General features: G+C 60.1%; 17 protein-coding genes. 7 read left to right on the top strand and 10 right to left on the bottom strand.

The annotated features are described in order from the left end of the window. Nucleotides 1-2 precede the first annotated feature (2 nt). Genes trbK-alt through NKH42_RS01120 form a run of 6 tightly spaced genes read left to right on the top strand, consistent with a single transcriptional unit; the run spans nucleotide 3 to nucleotide 4,917 of the window. The gene (trbK-alt, locus tag NKH42_RS01145; protein WP_352973847.1) at nucleotides 3-371 is read left to right on the top strand and encodes a putative entry exclusion protein TrbK-alt; all 369 of its coding nucleotides are present in this window, start codon (nucleotides 3-5) and stop codon (nucleotides 369-371) included. Further along, nucleotides 368-1,738: a P-type conjugative transfer protein TrbL gene (trbL, locus tag NKH42_RS01140; RefSeq protein WP_352973845.1), complete on the top strand. Its 1,371-nt coding sequence runs from the start codon at nucleotides 368-370 to the stop codon at nucleotides 1,736-1,738. Before trbK-alt ends, trbL begins: the two co-directional genes overlap by 4 nt. Further along, nucleotides 1,735-2,421, top strand: a complete 687-nt coding sequence (trbF, locus tag NKH42_RS01135; RefSeq protein ID WP_352973844.1) for a conjugal transfer protein TrbF — start codon at nucleotides 1,735-1,737, stop codon at nucleotides 2,419-2,421. The genes trbL and trbF overlap by 4 nt, the downstream gene beginning before the upstream one ends. After that, nucleotides 2,418-3,482 carry a P-type conjugative transfer protein TrbG gene (gene trbG / locus NKH42_RS01130; protein ID WP_352973843.1) on the top strand — a complete coding sequence of 355 codons (1,065 nt, stop codon included), beginning with the start codon at nucleotides 2,418-2,420 and terminating at the stop codon, nucleotides 3,480-3,482. Before trbF ends, trbG begins: the two co-directional genes overlap by 4 nt. Further along, complete coding sequence (locus NKH42_RS01125; RefSeq protein WP_352973841.1) at nucleotides 3,479-4,693, top strand: TraB/TrbI/VirB10 family type IV secretion system protein; 1,215 nt, start codon at nucleotides 3,479-3,481, stop codon at nucleotides 4,691-4,693. Before trbG ends, NKH42_RS01125 begins: the two co-directional genes overlap by 4 nt. Further along, nucleotides 4,690-4,917: a DUF2274 domain-containing protein gene (locus NKH42_RS01120; protein WP_352973839.1), complete on the top strand. Its 228-nt coding sequence runs from the start codon at nucleotides 4,690-4,692 to the stop codon at nucleotides 4,915-4,917. Before NKH42_RS01125 ends, NKH42_RS01120 begins: the two co-directional genes overlap by 4 nt. A gap of 32 nt (nucleotides 4,918-4,949) precedes the next feature. Here the strand turns inward: NKH42_RS01120 and NKH42_RS01115 are convergent, their stop codons facing one another. From NKH42_RS01115 to NKH42_RS01075, 9 genes are all read right to left on the bottom strand, one after another. Next, on the bottom strand, nucleotides 4,950-5,402 hold the full coding sequence (locus tag NKH42_RS01115) for a LysR family transcriptional regulator (RefSeq protein WP_352973838.1): 453 nt from the start codon (nucleotides 5,400-5,402) through the stop codon (nucleotides 4,950-4,952). Continuing rightward, a complete protein-coding gene (locus NKH42_RS01110; protein WP_352973837.1) occupies nucleotides 5,402-6,007 on the bottom strand; it encodes an acyl-homoserine-lactone synthase in 606 nt (201 codons plus the stop codon). The genes NKH42_RS01115 and NKH42_RS01110 overlap by 1 nt, the downstream gene beginning before the upstream one ends. Before the next feature lie 75 nt (nucleotides 6,008-6,082). After that, a complete protein-coding gene (locus tag NKH42_RS01105; protein ID WP_352973835.1) occupies nucleotides 6,083-6,847 on the bottom strand; it encodes an autoinducer binding domain-containing protein in 765 nt (254 codons plus the stop codon). Between the two features lie 80 nt (nucleotides 6,848-6,927). Next, nucleotides 6,928-7,248: a hypothetical protein gene (locus NKH42_RS31200; RefSeq protein ID WP_502906400.1), complete on the bottom strand. Its 321-nt coding sequence runs from the start codon at nucleotides 7,246-7,248 to the stop codon at nucleotides 6,928-6,930. A gap of 49 nt (nucleotides 7,249-7,297) precedes the next feature. Further along, entirely contained in the window at nucleotides 7,298-8,488 is a 1,191-nt protein-coding gene (locus NKH42_RS01095; protein WP_352973834.1) for a M20 metallopeptidase family protein, read from the bottom strand. A gap of 122 nt (nucleotides 8,489-8,610) precedes the next feature. Beyond that, the gene (locus tag NKH42_RS01090; RefSeq protein ID WP_352973832.1) at nucleotides 8,611-10,437 is read right to left on the bottom strand and encodes an ABC transporter ATP-binding protein; all 1,827 of its coding nucleotides are present in this window, start codon (nucleotides 10,435-10,437) and stop codon (nucleotides 8,611-8,613) included. Then, nucleotides 10,434-11,231: an ABC transporter permease gene (locus NKH42_RS01085; RefSeq protein ID WP_352973831.1), complete on the bottom strand. Its 798-nt coding sequence runs from the start codon at nucleotides 11,229-11,231 to the stop codon at nucleotides 10,434-10,436. The genes NKH42_RS01090 and NKH42_RS01085 overlap by 4 nt, the downstream gene beginning before the upstream one ends. An 11-nt stretch (nucleotides 11,232-11,242) precedes the next feature. Continuing rightward, the gene (locus NKH42_RS01080; protein WP_352973829.1) at nucleotides 11,243-12,196 is read right to left on the bottom strand and encodes an ABC transporter permease; all 954 of its coding nucleotides are present in this window, start codon (nucleotides 12,194-12,196) and stop codon (nucleotides 11,243-11,245) included. Beyond that, entirely contained in the window at nucleotides 12,193-13,776 is a 1,584-nt protein-coding gene (locus tag NKH42_RS01075) for an ABC transporter substrate-binding protein (protein WP_352973828.1), read from the bottom strand. The genes NKH42_RS01080 and NKH42_RS01075 overlap by 4 nt, the downstream gene beginning before the upstream one ends. Before the next feature lie 533 nt (nucleotides 13,777-14,309). Here NKH42_RS01075 and NKH42_RS01070 point away from each other — a divergent pair. Further along, the gene (locus tag NKH42_RS01070) at nucleotides 14,310-14,693 is read left to right on the top strand and encodes a nuclear transport factor 2 family protein (RefSeq protein ID WP_352973826.1); all 384 of its coding nucleotides are present in this window, start codon (nucleotides 14,310-14,312) and stop codon (nucleotides 14,691-14,693) included. A gap of 42 nt (nucleotides 14,694-14,735) precedes the next feature. Here NKH42_RS01070 and NKH42_RS01065 read toward each other — a convergent pair whose 3' ends face one another. After that, complete coding sequence (locus NKH42_RS01065; protein ID WP_352973825.1) at nucleotides 14,736-16,133, bottom strand: NAD(P)/FAD-dependent oxidoreductase; 1,398 nt, start codon at nucleotides 16,131-16,133, stop codon at nucleotides 14,736-14,738. Nucleotides 16,134-16,177 lie beyond the last annotated feature (44 nt).

The following is a 16,177-nucleotide window of genomic DNA, read 5'->3' as shown; positions in this document are numbered from 1 at the left end:
GCATGGATCTCAAGATCGCCGCCCGGATGACAGCCGTTCTTGCCCTTGGCGCCGCCATGACCGCCGCCTTCATGGCGTTGCGTGGCGACGGCCCGCAGGACGCGTCCTCCCCGCGCTCCGCACATCCGGGCGGCGAGCCGGCAGGAGTCGAACTTGCGCGATGCCGGAACATCGGCATGGCCGCGATCGCCGACGAAGCCTGCAGGAAGGCCTGGGCGGAAAACCGCCGGCGTTTCCTTCAGCCGACACAGCCCACGGCACCGTACGCAGTTCCGTCAGTCGACAAAGACCAGAGCCGGCTCCTGCCCGTTCAGCCGTCGATGCCCCGGGGTGAGCAAGATCAACGCCGCCCGAACACGGTGACGCCATGAATGACACCGGCGTCATCGACCGCTTCCTGGAAACCTTCACTCGTTACATCGATTCAGGGTTTAGCCTGCTCGGCGGCGAGGTGGCCTTTCTCACGTCTACCCTGATCGTCATCGACATCACGCTCGCCGGCCTGTTCTGGGCCTGGGGCGCGGACGAGGACGTGCTGCACCGGCTGGTGAAGAAGACGCTCTACATCGGTTTCTTCGCCTTCATCATCGGCAACTTCAATCGTCTGGCCGGCATCGTCTTCGAGAGTTTTTCGGGACTCGGCCTGAAGGCCGGAGGATCAGCACTTTCCGGCTCCGCACTGCTGCAGCCGGGCCGCGTCGCCCAGGTCGGCATCGATGCTGGCAATCCGATTCTTGAGGCCGCCAGCCAGTTGATGGGCTACGTCTCTTTCTTCGAGAATTTTGTCCAGATCGCGGTGTTGATGATCGCCTGGGCGATCGTGCTGATCGCCTTCTTCATCCTCGCCGTGCAGATATTCGTCACGCTGATCGAATTCAAGCTGACGACGCTTGCCGGCTTCGTGCTGATTCCCTTCGCGCTCTTCAATCGGACCGCGTTCCTTGCCGAAAAAGTGCTCGGCAACATTGTTGCTTCGGGCGTGAAGATCCTCGTGCTTGCCGTCATCGTCGGCATTGGCTCGGGTCTCTTCGGTGAGTTCACCCAAGGTTTTGGCGCCGAACAACCGACGATCACGGATGCGCTGTCGCTCGTTCTCGGCGCCCTGTCACTGATGGGGCTTTCGATCTTCGGTCCGGGCATCGCGACAGGTCTTGTTTCCGCTGCACCGCAACTTGGCGCCGGCGCTGCTGTGGGCACCAGCCTCGCTGCCGCCGGCCTTGGTGCTGCTGGTGCCATGGGCGCTCGCGCCGGATTGAGCGGCGGCGCAACTGCGCTCAGTGCAGGTGGGCGCATGTCGGCGGCCGCCGTACGTGGCGGCGCGCATTTGGCCGGCAGCACCTCGACAGCTTACGGCCTCGCCGCCGCAACATCCGGACAGAGCGGTGCAGGGTCGATCGCCGGCGGCATGGCTGGTGTCGCCAAGGCTGGTGCCGGCGCTGCCGTTCAGCCGGTGAAGCAGGCAATGTCGCGCGCGGCCTCAGCCCTGTCTTCCAGCCAGCAGGCTGGCCGCTCGGCCGCGTGGACCGCAACGGGTGGAGAGCAGCCAGCAGCAGCTGCTGCTTCAGGACGTGCGTCGACGGCTGAATCCGGTGCCGGATCGCCGCCGGCATGGGCCGCTCGCATGAAGCGCGGCCAGACCATGAGCCATGGCGCGAGCATGGCCGCGCATTCTGTCCGCTCCGGCGATCATGGCGGCGGCTCGATGAATGTTTCCCTCAATCAGGACGACCGCCGATGAACCTCTTCAAACGATCTTCCGCTCGCTACGGAACGACGCCTCAGCCGGAGACGCCGTATCAACGTGCTGCCCAAGTCTGGGATGAGCGCATCGGCTCGGCTCGTGTGCAAGCGAAAAACTGGCGGCTGATGGCCTTCGGCGCGCTGATTCTGGCAAGCGGTTTCGCCGCCGCGCTGATCTGGCAGTCGACGCGTGGCACGATCGTGCCCTGGGTCGTGCAGGTCGACAAGCTCGGCGAGGCGCAAGTGGTCGCTTCAGCTGTCGCTGACTATCGCCCGACCGATCCGCAGATCGCATGGCACCTCGGCCGCTTCATCGAACAGGTCCGAAGCATCTCTGACGATCCCGTCATTGTCCGCCAGAACTGGCTGCGCGCATACGACTACACGACCGATCGCGGCGCCATTTCTCTGAACGACTACGCCCGCCTGAACGACCCTTTTGCCAAGGTCGGCAAGATCCAGATCTCGGTCGCAGTCTCCAGCGTCATCCGCGCTTCGCCAGACTCGTTCCGTGTCGCCTGGATCGAGCGCCACTACGACAACGGCAGCTTGGCCAGCACCGAGCGCTGGACCGCCATCCTTACCATCGTCACTCAACAACCCCGCGATGCCGACCGGCTGAAGGTCAATCCGCTCGGCGTCTATGTCAACGCCATCAACTGGTCGAAGGAGCTTTCATGAAGCGCGCGATACAAGCAGAAAGAGCAAGGGGACATGCAACCCGAAACATAACCAAGGCGCGGGTGCTCGTCCTGGCACTGCTGTCGGCGACGGCACTCGCCGGCTGCGCCTCGAAAAAATACATTCCGCCGGAGATCAATTACGACGATGTGGTGCCTGCCGTGCAGAAGCTCGATCCGCCTGGTGCGGTGAAGGTGGTGGAGCTGCCGAAACCGCTTCCGCTGCCCGGTCAGTTGAAGGCGATAGAGACCAGCAAGGCGAAGGCGGAACCAGCCGATCCGAAACAGCGGATAAGCCAGGCCAATGAGGCCGCACGAATGCAGCCCGTCCGCGACGGTTTTATCAACGCGATCCAGCTCTATCCCTGGAGTGAAGGCGCGCTCTACCAGATCTATGCCGCGCCCGGCCAGGTCACCGACATCGCGCTGCAGCCCGGCGAGCAGCTCGTCGGGTCCGGTCCCGTTGCCGCCGGCGACACAGTGCGCTGGATCATCGGCGATACGCAGAGCGGGGCAGGCGACCGGCTGCAGGTTCACATTCTCGTCAAGCCGACGAGGTCCGACCTCCAGACTAATCTTGTCATCAACAGCGATCGCCGCACCTATCATCTTGAGCTGCGATCGACCGAAAAGACCTACATGGCCTCGGTGTCGTGGCAGTATCCGCAGGATCAGTTGATAGCGCTGCGGCGCCAGAACGCACAGGCCTCCGCAGCCCAGCCGGTTGCTTCCGGCATCGACATCCAGAAACTCAATTTCCGCTACCGCGTCGAGGGCGACGCGGCACCGTGGAAGCCGCTGCGTGTGTTCGATGACGGCACAAAAGTCTATATCGAATTCCCGTCCGGCATCGCTCAGGGTGAGATGCCGCCGCTCTTCGTCATCGGCCCATCGGGCGGCTCGGAACTGGTCAACTACCGCGCTCGGCAAAACTACTATGTCGTTGACCGGCTGTTCGCCGCAGCTGAACTGAGGCTCGGCGACAAGACGAGCGAGAAGCGTGTCAGAATCGTGCGCACTGACGGGAAAAGACCGCCGCGCAGCGCGGGGCTGTTCCGATGAGCGACGTTACAAATCTCCCGAACGTGGACATCAGGGCCGAAGTACGTCTGAGGCCCGAGCCCGCCAGGGTCACGCGCCTTTCGCGCAAGGTGCTGATCGGTCTTGGTGGAGTGGCCAGCGCTGCGATCCTTGGCACACTGATCTGGGCGCTTGACACCAGGCGGCGCGGCAACGATGAGCCGTCCGAACTCTTCACCACTGAAAATCGATCGACCGCCGACGGGCTACAAACCCTGCCGAAGGATTATGCCGGCATTCCAAAACTCGGGCCGCCTTTGCCCGGCGATCTCGGCCGGCCAATCCTGCGTGCGCAGGAGCGCGGCCAGTCGATCGAGGTGCCCAAAATCAGTACGCCGCGCGCCGATCCGGACGAGCAGCGCCGCCAGGCCGAGATTGAAGCCGCACGTGTCGCAAAGCTCTTCACCGACACCAACGCGCGAGCGAATCCCGCGCGGCAGGATACTGGTGCAGGAAATGCCGTGGCGAACGCCATGTCCGGCTTGACGCCACCGACCGAACAGCCGCCGCTCAACCCTGGCGGTGCGCAAAACATGCAGGACCGCAAAGCCGCCTTCGTCAACGCCGAGCCGGATCGACGCACCATCAGTCCCGATCGTCTCGCCGGGAAGGTCTCACCCTATGTCGTGCAGGCCGGCACGGTCATTCCGGCGGCACTGATTACCGGTATCCGTTCCGATCTTCCCGGTCAGATCACCGCTCAGGTCACGGAGAACGTTTACGACAGCCCATCAGGAGCGTACCTCCTGATCCCGCAGGGCGCAAAACTGATCGGCCAGTACGACAGCCAGGTCGCCTTTGGCCAGTCACGCGTGCTGCTGGTCTGGAACCGACTGACCATGCCCGACGGCACCTCGATCGTGCTGGAGCGCCAGCAGGGCGCGGACGCAGAAGGATTTTCCGGACTGGAGGACGAGGTCGATCATCATTGGGGTCAACTCTTTCGGGCTGCAGCGCTCTCGACCCTGCTCGGCATCGGGACATCGCTTGGTTCCAGCGATGATGAAAGCGATATCGCCAAGGCCATCCGCGAGAGCGCGCAGGATTCGGTGAGCAATGTCGGCCAGCAGATTGTGCGCAACCAACTTAACGTCCAACCGACGCTCACCATCCGCCCCGGATTCCCGGTTCGCGTCATCGTTAATCGCGACCTCGTGTTGGCGCCGTATGGCGCGCTGAAGGATCCGTCATGACCAAGCTGAAACTCTCCACCGTTCCCGATGATCGGCCGGTCAAAATCACGGTCGAACTGCCCGCCGCTGTTCACCGCGATCTTGTTGCTTACGCCGAAGTGCTCGGCCGCGAGACCGGTCAGCCCGTCGCCGATCCGGCAAGGCTGATCGCGCCAATGCTGGCACGGTTCATGGCGACGGACCGGGCGTTCAGCCGAGCTAGGCGCGATCTGAAAGGCGACTGACAACCGCGTGGTTCCCTGCCAACGCAAGGGGATCAGGGGCTAGGATACCGTTCCCGCAGGAACGCGACGAAGGCTGCAATGTCGGGCTCGGCGCCCATGAATGCAACGACGGCGTTGAGAAACGTGCAATTGCAAAGGAGCGTATCCGATTCGATTGGTGGCTGGCCACTTCTCCCTGGCTCCGCTGCTTCAACCCTGGTGAGTGCATCGTCCAGATCCTTTAGGATGCGGCGTATCGTGGCCAGGAAACGATCGCCGGCAACCGTCGCCCTGACGCCACCCGGGTGACGCTCGAATAAAATCACACCCAACGCCAATTCGAGATCCCTGATGCGTCGGCTGAGCGCGGAATGATGAATTCCCAGCCGCCGCGAAGCTCTGAGAAGGCTGCGCTCCTCGCCGACCGCCACCGCAAATCGAAGCGTGGCCAGCTGGATGGAGCGTCGCATTGCGCCTCCTTTGTGCGGAGACGAAATCATCGCCATTACGATATGGATTTTATGGTGCTGCTTGCGCTTCGGGTCTCGCGAAGCCTTTGGAACGTCCGCTCGTCGAAGCTCGCTGTCACAGCCACCGTTTCCTCGCCGCCGATCATCCGCGGTAGTCCCAGCGGCGTCACCCTGAAATGCAGCTGAACCAGGCGCAGCAGCCAAAGCGGGTTCATTTCGATGATGATCGTGTCAATGCTTCTATCCAAGCCCCATTCGACGATACCGGACAAAAGCGCATTCGCCACTGGGCTCAGCATCCGTCCCCGTTCGCGATATTGCGGCTCGACGCAGTAGCGCGTCCATTCCCAGATGTTCTCGCCGACCGGCCGCTCGCCTTCGCATAGTTCCGGTAGAACGTCCGATAGCAGGTGGGGGTGTGTCGAAGGCAGCATGCGTTGGTAGCCGACAACGCGGTTCTCAGCGGTAAAGAGCATGTGGACTGCGTGCTCATCGTCGAAGCGGTCGATCTCACGGCCATCCTCGCGACGCAGATCTGTCCAGCCCTTTTCTTCGACAAACACCTTGTGGCGAAGGCGGAACGCCTGATCCAACTCCGCCTGATATTCTTCCGCGTTTTGCGCCGTAACGATAAGAAGCATCTTGGTCGTCCTCCAGTTTAGAGGTCAACCAATGGTCCTTGCTGAAACAAGGCGGTATCACGTAACTACGGGAGATCAGGCAATCAAACCCAGGCGGAGAGCCTCCGCGACAGCGTGTATGGTGCTTGTCACGCCGAGCCTCTCGCGCACCAACCGCAAGTGGGTATCGGCTGTATTGCGGCTGATGTTGAGGTGATCGGCGATTTCATCCAGTGTGAGGCCTTCGGAAGCCCAGCGCAGAACATCCTGCTGTCTCGGAGACAAACGCGCGGGCTTCGGGTTCCGTTTTCCATCTGCGAGAACAACCGCGCAGCCGAATGCGTAAGCGGCGACGAACTGAAAGGCGAGACGGTCGTGAGGATCCGGATCCAGCTTTTCACCTGCCACGGAAAACCCGACCGCCTGCCCGTCCAAGGTTGCGAACGGTATCGTCAACCCCTCGCGCAGCTTGAATTCGGTCGCCTCATCCATGACCCGACGGCCGAAGGGACAGACCCTGCACACCTTATCGATCTCGCTCCAGAGGAAGGGCGTGCTACCACGGCTCACAAGCCGAATGGCTGGATCGCGATAAAGGTAGCCCTTCGAAAAATAGCGCTCGGACCATTGTTCCGGCCAGACGTCGAGCAGCACATGCGAAACCTGTTCACGTCTCAAGGCACGAGGCGGGGGAATTGGTCCTGCAAGCAGGTTCGTAGCGCCAAATCGTTCAGCATAACGAAGCAGGTATCGACAGAGCTCTTGTTGGGTTGAACTCTTCCGGATGTCATCCAGAAATTCAAGCGTATCATCTAGACGCCTGCGCCAAATTGCAGTTTCTCTAATCACTCTCAGTGTCATCCCTACAGGACGGGAACCGCTGCCGTCAGCCTAAGCGTGTCGCCCTCCAGCCACTTCGTTTTCCGACAGGCCCCGGTGGTTCACTGTGGATCGTACGGGGTGGTGCAGTCGCTATGCACTGGCTTCTGGCCTCCGACTTTAGGGGCTGACGGGGTATCGACTTCCCGCACGGGCGTACCGTGATCCGGTGGCATCCGGCAGTCGACGGATACCGTAGTGGCGCCAAGCCCTTCGGCATTCATCGAGCACGGTGTGGAGATGATGTTCTCGGACGCGACCAGATCGATCTCATGCAGCTGCCGGCCCTGTTCGTTGATTGCCTCAGCGATCTCGGGGCCGGTCTCGGCCAGGGCCCCGGTGAAGAAGATCGGGAAACATGGCTTGAACGCTATCGCGCTCATGGATGCCTCCGTGCTCAGAATGCGAAGATGCAGTGCGACTCACAGCTGATCAGGACAACAGGTCGATCGCTGTGCGGGTAAGAGCAGCGACACCGAAACTGATGCAACGTTCATCCGGTTGATAGTCCGTATTGTGCACACGGTCATTTCGGCCGGGTTGTGAAGAGCCTACAAAAATATGCGCGGACGGCATCAGTTCAGTGAAGTAGGCAAAATCCTCGGTCCCGTAGTCCCCTGGACATTCGATTAACGAGCTTTCGCCAAACTGCTGCACTAGCGATCCTACGGTTGAATTCAGTATGGCATCATCATTGACCTCGGGCGGGCAACCGCGGATGAAATTGATCTCGCACGTCAAACCCATTGCTGCCGCGACACCGTTGCAGATCTCGTGGAATCGGTTTTTCATGATTTCGCGAGAGTCGGCCGAACGACATCTGATGGTTCCCTCGAAGAAGCAGGTCTCGGGAATGATGTTGAAGGCAGTGCCGCCATGGATCTGGCCGATCGTCAACACGGGCGCGGCGGCAGGATTCACGGAGCGTGACACGGCGGTTTGCAATTGCATTATGATTGCCGAAGCGGTGACGATTGGGTCGAGAGCAGTATAGGGGCGGGCTGCGTGGCCGGATCGGCCTTTCACAACGACACCGAATTCATCCCCTGACGCAAAGACCGCGCCCCGCACAAAGCCGAACTTTCCAACTGCTAGTTCAGGCATATTGTGGAAACCAAGTGCTATGGACGCGCCTTCCGCAGCGCCGTCCGCGACCATTCGCTTTGCGCCGCTGTCGATGGTTTCTTCGGCGGGCTGAAACACGAGGCGAACGCCTCCGCGCAGGCGAGGCGCCATACCGGCGAGAATGCGTCCGACGCCCAACAAGGTTGCGGTGTGAAGGTCATGGCCACAGGCATGCATTCGACCGGGAATGGTGCTCGCGAACGGAAGCCCTGTCGCTTCGTCCATCGGCAGCGCATCCATGTCCGCACGTATCAAGACCAGCGGACCGGAACCCGCGCCGCCAGGAATGTCTACTGTCACGCCAAGTCCGCCGACTCCCGTCCGTGGGCTAAGCCCGAAGGATTTCAATTCTTCCGTGACGAGCGCCGAGGTGCGCGGCGTATCGTGGCCGAGTTCGGGATGGGCGTGGATGTCTCGACGGATCGCGATCAAGGACGGTTCAAAAGCCGCTGCCTCGCGCTCGATCAGCGAAGAGATGTCGTTAATACGGTCGCTCATAGGAGTTCCTTTCCTGTTGGCCGAAACTAGCGGCCCCGCCGAAGGAAGTTAGCCAAAGTTCTCTGATGCCTTCGACAGTCTGATGAAATGTGCGGCCAAGCCCCTGTCAGCCGCAGGCCCCACTAGCGCATAGGCCCTCGCCGTTCACTGGTAACTGATTGACGCTTTTCCGAAAACGCCGCGAGCAGGCGCTTGGTGTACGGATGGCGCGGATGCTCAAAAACCTCGTCCACGTCGCCGCTCTCGACGATCCGGCCATTGAGTAGAACCAAAGTTCGATTGGCCAGTTGGCGAACCACAGCCAGGTCATGGGTCACTAAAATTGCAGCTGCGTTCGTCTGCCGAACTTGCTCTGCTATCAGGTTCAGGATGTCAGCCTGGACGGAAACATCGAGTGCGCTTGTCGGTTCATCAAAGACGATGACCTGAGGCTTGCCGGCAAGCGCACATGCGATGGCAACTCGCTGCAGAAGACCGCCCGACAGGCTTCGCGCGAAATTGCCCAGATTGTAGTGAGGCAGTCGGACTTTGTCCGCCTGGGCCTTCTGATCAGCCGTGGTGGAGCGGCGGCCGGCCGCAAGCGCCAGGCATCGTCCGATCTGATCCCCGACTCTGCGCCGCCTGTTCAATGCGCTCGCGGGGTTCTGAAACACAATCCGAATGTCGGAAAGGCACTCGCTTGTGCGTTCGCCAAAGTACAGCGGAAGGCGCTTGCCATTCATTGAAATCGAACCCGCATCGGGTGCGATCAGTCCGACAAGTCCCTTCAGCAAAGTCGACTTGCCGCTGCCCGATTCGCCCACGACGGCCAATATCTCGCCTGGCCGGAGTTCGAAACTGACGTCCTCGAGTATTTGTCGACGGCTGGCCCCACGACCATAGGACATGGCGAAACCTTCGACTTTAAGCCGAATTTCAGGCGCTTGAGTCTGTGTCGCGTGCTGGCCGCGGGCGGGGATGCGTGTCAGAGCTTCCGAGATTGGATGATGGCACCTATAGCGTGTGGTTTCCTCTCTGATGTCCGGGCGCTGCCTTTCGCAGATCTCCGTCGCCATGTCGCACCGCGGCGCGAATAGGCATCCCTTCAGACGGTCGAGTTGGCTCGGTGAAGGCGGCGCGCCTTTGATCCCCTGAAGCGTACGCCGCTCCGTAACAGATGGCAGACAGGCCAGCAGTGCCCTCGTGTATGGGTGTCGGGCAAGCGCGATGACTTCGTCAGCCGGCCCCTGCTCGACAAGTTCGCCGCCATACATCACCGCGATATCGTCGCAAAGGTTATGCACTTGGCCAATGTCGTGGGAGATGAAGACCAATCCAGCGCGCCGCTCCCTGCGAAGAGCTTTCAGAAGCTCTATGATCTCGCTTGCAACAGTGGCGTCGAGGCCAGTCGTGGGCTCGTCAAGCACCAGGACCGCCGGATCATTTGCAAGGGCGAGCGCGATGATGACGCGCTGTTGCATACCTCCCGACAGCTGGTGCGGGTAGGACGCCAGAACCTGAGTCACGTTACGGATCTTGACGCTTTCCAGCAGCGCGGCAGCGCGTTCTCCACGCTTGCGTGAAGCAAGGCCAAGCAGTCGCAAGCGTTCGTCGAAAACGGAACCAATGCGTCGGCTAGGGTCAAGTGCGCCGCCCGGGTTCTGGAAAACGACCGATAGGCGTCCGGCAAGTTCCCGCCGGTTTCCCAAAGCCAGCTGCGCTGTGAGGTCGTTCCCGTTGATTTGTATGTTGCCGCCGGTCAAGACGCCGTTGGACGACATGCAGTTTGCGAGTGCCAATGCCAGCGTCGACTTGCCCGAACCGGACTCGCCGACGATGCCCAGCGCTGCTCCGGGAGCGACGCTCAGCGAAACATTGCGGACCACGCTTAGAATTCCGGAGCCGACACGATAGCCGATCGAAACATCCTCGCAGGCGAGTGCGGCTATGCTGTCACGGGCGACCGTCATTCTAAGACCTCTGCGAAACGTTCGGTCAGCAGCGTCATCGATGTGACCAGCAGGGCGATTGCCAGTGCCGGGAAAAGTGTCGGCCACCAAATCCCAGCAACAAGCTGCTGGTACTCCTCGTTGATCATCAGCCCCCAATCGGGTGTGGGTGGCTGAACGCCAAATCCAAGGAAGGAGAGGCTTGCAGCTACGAAGATCGCAAAGCAGGTCCGGACAGAGAACTCGACCACGACGACGGGTAGCGTATTGGGTAGAATTTCCACGAGCATGACGTACCAGGCGTTCTCTCCACGCAGCTTCGCCTGAGCCACATACTCAAGTGTCGTCTCGGCCAGGACGGTACTGCGGAATGTTCGCGAAACCGGAGCCGCGAAGATCAGGCCGATGATCGCTCCCACTCCGATCGGAGTCGGCTTCACCGCCACCACCACGGCGAGCGCGATAAGAATGGTGGGTACCGCCAGGACCGCATCAATGATGCGGCTCAGAACATCATCGACGACGCCCTGAAAATATCCGGCGCAAAACCCAATCAGTCCCCCGAAGATAACGGCGACCGCGGCCGCGACGGGCGCTATGATGATCACCGTGCGCGATCCCGCCAGAACTCGAGCGAAGACATCCCGGCCGAATTTATCGGTTCCAAACCAGTGCTCCAGTGAAGGCGGGAGATAGCTGTCGAAAGGCCGCGTGATGAGAGGGTCTTGGATGGGCAGCCACTGATAGGTGAGGCCCACAACAACGAGCGCAGCGACTATCGAAGCGGCTAACAAAAAGCTTGGCGAGCGATGCATCGTGCTTCGGCCTACTTGAAACGGCGGCGGGGATCGAGAAAGTAGACGAGTGCGTCGCCGATCAGGATGGACGCCATGAAGACGATACCTGACACGAGGACGCCGGCCATGAGCATCGGCAGGTCGAGCTTCTGGCTGGCCTTCAGGATCAGAAGCCCGATCCCGTCGTAGTTGAAAAGAAGCTCGACGACCGTAAGGCTTCCGACAAGATAGCCTACCTGGGTGGCGATAACCGGGATGGTCGGCACGATGCTGTTTCTGAGGACGTTCCTCAGAACGATGCTTCTTTCGGAAAAGCCGAGGGTCCTGGCGTAACGGACATGGTCCGACAGAAAGATTTCGCTAGCCCGTGCCCTGATCATCCTGGTTAGGTAACCGGTCAGCACCGTCGAGACCGTTACTGCAGGCAGAACCAGAGCGCGGAGCCGTTCGAGCAGGCTGCTGCCGTCTGAGACCTGCGCGGAAGTCGGAAACACGCCCAGCATCACGCCGAAAACGATGAGCAGAACCACACCAACAACAAACTCCGGAATGGCCGTGGCGATGACGCTTGCGTTACCAATCATTCCACCGAGCCATTTTTTTTCATTACGGGCTGCCACAAGTGAAAGAACCACGCTTGATGGCAATGCAATCACGATGGCGAATAGCGCGAGAAGGGCGGAGTTACCGAGGGCGCGGCCGACAAAGGGCGCGACTGGTGCCCGATAGACATAGGACGTCCCGAAATTCCCGCGAACAAAATCACCGGCCCATTCGAGGTACCTGACGAGCAACGGCCGATTCACCCCAAGCAGTTCGTTCAGCTTGTCTACGGATCGCTGGTCCGCCAGGGGGCCCAGGATGCGGCGACCGACATCGCCCGGCAAGACTTGGACGACCACGAAAATTATTATGCTGAGCAGGAAAAGGGAGAGGAGGCTCAAGCCTCCTCTCCTCAGCAAGGTCGCCGCACCTCCATTCATGCGAGGAAGGCCGCTTCTCCAAGGAACAAATGTCCCATGGCGGTCGGCTGAACCCCGGTTACCCTGATCGAATGCACCACGTTAAAGTTGTAGAAATAGAGTCCGAGCTGCGGCGTTTCTTCCAGCAGCAGCCTTTGGATCTCGCCAGCCGTTTTCTGCTGGGTCTCGAGGTCAGTGGCGGCGAAGTACTTGGCCATCAGTGCGTCATAGGTTGCATTCTTGAAGTGCGCAGCATTCCATACGCCCTTCGATGACAACTGGGCAGACAGGAAGACATTGGGAACGCCCCGATGCCCATAGTCGTCGATTCCGAAGGGCGAATCCAGGAACGGCGAAGTTCCGAACTTGAGGTCGCCGTAATACTGGTCCGTACCCATCTGAACGATGTTGACCGTGATTCCGATTGCTCGCAACTGGTCCTGGAGCAGCACCGCCAACTCAGGGATGGCACCGGATTTCTGGGTAAGAAGATCGACGTTGAAGCCATCGGCAACCCCGGCTTCAGCAAGAAGCGCCTTGGCGGCCGGAATGTCCTGCACGCGCTGAGGGACCGACTTGTCGCTGGAGGCGAAGAAATGCGCGAACGGTGTGTCGTTACCTATTTCTGCCTTGTTGTCGAAGAGTACCTTGACCACTGCAGCTCGGTCGATGGCCAGCGCGACAGCCCTTCTGATGCGAGCATCGTTGAACGGCGGCATGTCGACACGCATGTGAATGACTTCATGACTTGAGCTCGGAATGCTGATCACAGCGACCTTTGGATTGTTGAACAAGGCAGCGCCAGCGCGTGCGGGAAAGCCGCTCAGAACATCGGCTGCGCCACTCTGGATCGCCAGGATCGCCGCGCCGATGTCGTCGTAAAAGGTCCAGTCGACCTCGTCGAAGCTTGGGATAGGCCCCCAGTAGTTTTCGTTTTTCACGTAGGTGACACCGCGCCCCGGGCGCAACTCTTTCAGCTTCCAGGGTCCGGTGCCGTTGTGATTATTCGCATAATCACTGTTGTCGCCATTCTTCAGGATGACGCAGTTGTAGTTGTCTGAAGAGGCCGTGTACGGAAAATTTCCATAGGGTGCGTCGAGCGTGAATTCGACGGTGGTGTCGTCCTTGGCGACTGCTCCGCCTTTGCTCAGGATGCCACTCAGTGCAGACAATGCATTGGAGCCTACGTCAGGATCGGCGTGACGGTTAAACGTTGCGGCGACGTCTTTCGCTGTCATCGGGGTGTCGTCATGGAACGAGACGCCGGATCTGATCTTGTAGACCCAAACTTTCCCGCCTTCGCGCGCCTCCCAACTCTCAGCAAGCGCCGGCTTCAAAGTTCCGTCTGCCTGTGAGATTGCGAGGTATTCTCCCGGTTGACTGATGATCAGCCGGCCGCCGACTTCCGAAACCGCAAATGGATCGAGGGCGGTCGCCGGTGTGGTGACCGCGCCCTTCAAAATACCGCCCTTCTGCGTGGCGGCGATGGAATTGCGCGAAAACGCAAGCGCGGCGACTGCGGCACCACTGGTGGCAAGGAACGCCCGGCGCGAAACACCTGCGAGAAGCGCCAATTTTCCGAGTTCTGATTGGTTTTGCACTGCATTAACCCTCCATCTGCAAGCGGCCGAAGACGGATTAGTTTCGCCGAAACGCGGTATCGGATAATTTCAAAATTGCCCTTCAATTGAAATTGAACGCGTATGATGGGGCAGATTTTGTACGGAAATCGTCACTTGACGCGTTGTCAACGCATTCACCAACGGGACGCTCAGGTACTATGAATTGGCATCAAGGGCTGCCGTGCGGCACGGTCGGCCATGCGATGAAGACCGGTGTCGTCAGCGAGCGCGGGCAACGCAACTTCTGAGATCCGCTGCGGCACAAGCAGCGCGCCCAACCGTCGGCTTGGGCTGAAGATTTCAAGAGCTCGACTGAATGTTATGCCCAATTTCATTGGGCGGTCAAAATTGATGCCAATCGAACACCATTCTCCTGCAATCAAGAATTGACCGCCTCCAAGGCTGCAAACCTAGCTTGAAGCTGGGACCAGCTCGCAAAGGGGTCCAAGCCGGGCGGTTGGAGCGCTCCAGTCACCTGGCGTCCGCCGTTCCCAAGATGAAGGAGAGAAAAAATGACGGATATGGGTCAGGCCTATGTGGATGTGGCGATGGTGCTGGGCCGGTATTTCGATGGCCTCTACAATTGTGACGCATCCCTGCTTGGTGAGGTGTTTCACCCGAAGGCTCAACTTGCAACGGTCAGTGAGGGAGATCTGGCCACGCTGGATATCCCAAGCTGGCTGGATGTCGTTGCGAAACGCGAGTCTCCGGCCAGCCGTGGGGAGGCCCGGCTTGATCAAATCGTTTCGATCGAATTTGGCAGCCTGAACACCGCGCTTGCAAGGGTGCAATGCGCCATCGGTCCCAAACTGTTCACCGATTTCATTTCTCTCGTACGGATTGCCGACGATTGGAGGATCATTGCAAAGGTCTATCAGTTCGAGCTGATTGACTAGGACAGCGTCATCGGCGGCTGATCGCGAGCGCAGCCGCCGATGCTACAGAAACGCTCCATAGGGGAACGTAGCGTTCGGAGGCTCGACATCGCACCGGCGATTTTCGAAACGATCCTTGACTCTCATCGCGGCCATCAGCGGGCGGAGGAACCAGGGATTGCCGCTGTAGAAAGGCGACGACTTGAAGGGCACTTTGGAATAATTGGTTTCGCCCTCCGGTTTTCCGAGCACCTGGAAAGCGACTTTTCTGCCGAAATAGGATCCTTGGGGCATTCCCATGAATGTGAAGCCGGTCGCATACCAGACGCCGTCCGAGCGCTGGCCGATCTTCGGCATTGTGTCGAGCGGCGCGGCGCAAAAGCCGCTCCAGGCATAACTCACCCGCACGTCTGCCAGATCGGGCAAAACCGAAAGCAGGTCTTTTCGCAGCAGGCTCGCCTTCGCACGAATGGGCATCGCTTTGCCTGTGCGGCCGGACGTGATAACGCGCTTCCCGTCGGGGGTCAGACGGATGGCCATGGTATCGAAATCGGCGTCGGTGTAGCTGCGGTTGGTGGGCAAAAGTCCAGCAAGCCTCTGACGGTCCACTTCTTCGGTGGCAATCGCGAACCCCTGGAACGGGACCAGGCGCCTGGCGAACCAGTTCATCTCTTTGCCGGTATACCCATTGGTGGCGACGATGACGTCTGTCGCCCGAAGCGTGCCCAACGGCGTTTCGACGTCGAACTTGTCGGCCGATTTTGTGATGCCTGAGACACGGGCGTTGCTGTACACCAGCACGCCGAGTTTGGTGGCCGCCGCCAGCAGACCCGCGTGGTACTTCCCAGGATGGATCGTGGCCATATCCGGAATAAGCACTCCACCGCAAAACACGTTGGAGCATCGGATCTCGCGCTGCAGCTCCGACCGGTCCAGGATATGCACGTCTTCGCCCAGATGCTTCTGGCGCAGTTTGAATTCGTCGACAACGCCGCGCAACTGGGAGGGCGATCGTGCCAGGACGACCCGTCCGGATAGATTGAAATCGCAATTGATCCCTTCGCGCTGGATCACCTCCACCATACTGACGTTAAGCGCCTGGAAGAGTTCAGCATAATATGCGGTCGCCTTTTCGACGCCGTAGGCCTTGGCCAGCTCCGCGAAGGACTTCTTGAGGAAACGTCCCAGGAAGCCGGTGTTTCTCGAGCTGGCTCCAAAACCGGCAACCCCCGCATCGAACACCGCAACGCTCCTGCCCGACCTGGCTAGTTCAATGGCGGCGTTGAGCCCGGTCACGCCGGCACCCACGATTGCGGCATCCGCGGATGCGCGGAAACCCGGCGAAGACTTGCCGTCCTCCTGACCCATGGCGTCCCACCAATAGGCCCCCTCCACAAAATCTGGAGCGATGTCCTCGCTGCCTCCGCTGCGAGCGTTCCGTAGGGTTTCCTGTGCACTCATGAGGTATCTCGCTTCAAGATCACATTACCGAGGCAAATACCGTT

The sequence above is a fragment of the Mesorhizobium sp. M1142 genome, from assembly GCF_040318565.1.
Lineage (GTDB): Bacteria > Pseudomonadota > Alphaproteobacteria > Rhizobiales > Rhizobiaceae > Mesorhizobium.
The sequence above is the reverse complement of the archived record's forward strand: the minus strand, read 5'-3'. Positions and strand labels throughout refer to the sequence as shown.

Coding starts and splice junctions, on each gene's coding strand:
- trbK-alt (WP_352973847.1), top strand. CDS start 3: ATGGATCTCAAGATCGCCGCCCGGATGACAGCCGTTCTTGCCCTTGGC.
- trbL (WP_352973845.1), top strand. CDS start 368: ATGAATGACACCGGCGTCATCGACCGCTTCCTGGAAACCTTCACTCGT.
- trbF (WP_352973844.1), top strand. CDS start 1,735: ATGAACCTCTTCAAACGATCTTCCGCTCGCTACGGAACGACGCCTCAG.
- trbG (WP_352973843.1), top strand. CDS start 2,418: ATGAAGCGCGCGATACAAGCAGAAAGAGCAAGGGGACATGCAACCCGA.
- NKH42_RS01125 (WP_352973841.1), top strand. CDS start 3,479: ATGAGCGACGTTACAAATCTCCCGAACGTGGACATCAGGGCCGAAGTA.
- NKH42_RS01120 (WP_352973839.1), top strand. CDS start 4,690: ATGACCAAGCTGAAACTCTCCACCGTTCCCGATGATCGGCCGGTCAAA.
- NKH42_RS01115 (WP_352973838.1), bottom strand. CDS start 5,402: ATGGCGATGATTTCGTCTCCGCACAAAGGAGGCGCAATGCGACGCTCC.
- NKH42_RS01110 (WP_352973837.1), bottom strand. CDS start 6,007: ATGCTTCTTATCGTTACGGCGCAAAACGCGGAAGAATATCAGGCGGAG.
- NKH42_RS01105 (WP_352973835.1), bottom strand. CDS start 6,847: ATGACACTGAGAGTGATTAGAGAAACTGCAATTTGGCGCAGGCGTCTA.
- NKH42_RS31200 (WP_502906400.1), bottom strand. CDS start 7,248: ATGAGCGCGATAGCGTTCAAGCCATGTTTCCCGATCTTCTTCACCGGG.
- NKH42_RS01095 (WP_352973834.1), bottom strand. CDS start 8,488: ATGAGCGACCGTATTAACGACATCTCTTCGCTGATCGAGCGCGAGGCA.
- NKH42_RS01090 (WP_352973832.1), bottom strand. CDS start 10,437: ATGACGGTCGCCCGTGACAGCATAGCCGCACTCGCCTGCGAGGATGTT.
- NKH42_RS01085 (WP_352973831.1), bottom strand. CDS start 11,231: ATGCATCGCTCGCCAAGCTTTTTGTTAGCCGCTTCGATAGTCGCTGCG.
- NKH42_RS01080 (WP_352973829.1), bottom strand. CDS start 12,196: ATGAATGGAGGTGCGGCGACCTTGCTGAGGAGAGGAGGCTTGAGCCTC.
- NKH42_RS01070 (WP_352973826.1), top strand. CDS start 14,310: ATGACGGATATGGGTCAGGCCTATGTGGATGTGGCGATGGTGCTGGGC.
- NKH42_RS01065 (WP_352973825.1), bottom strand. CDS start 16,133: ATGAGTGCACAGGAAACCCTACGGAACGCTCGCAGCGGAGGCAGCGAG.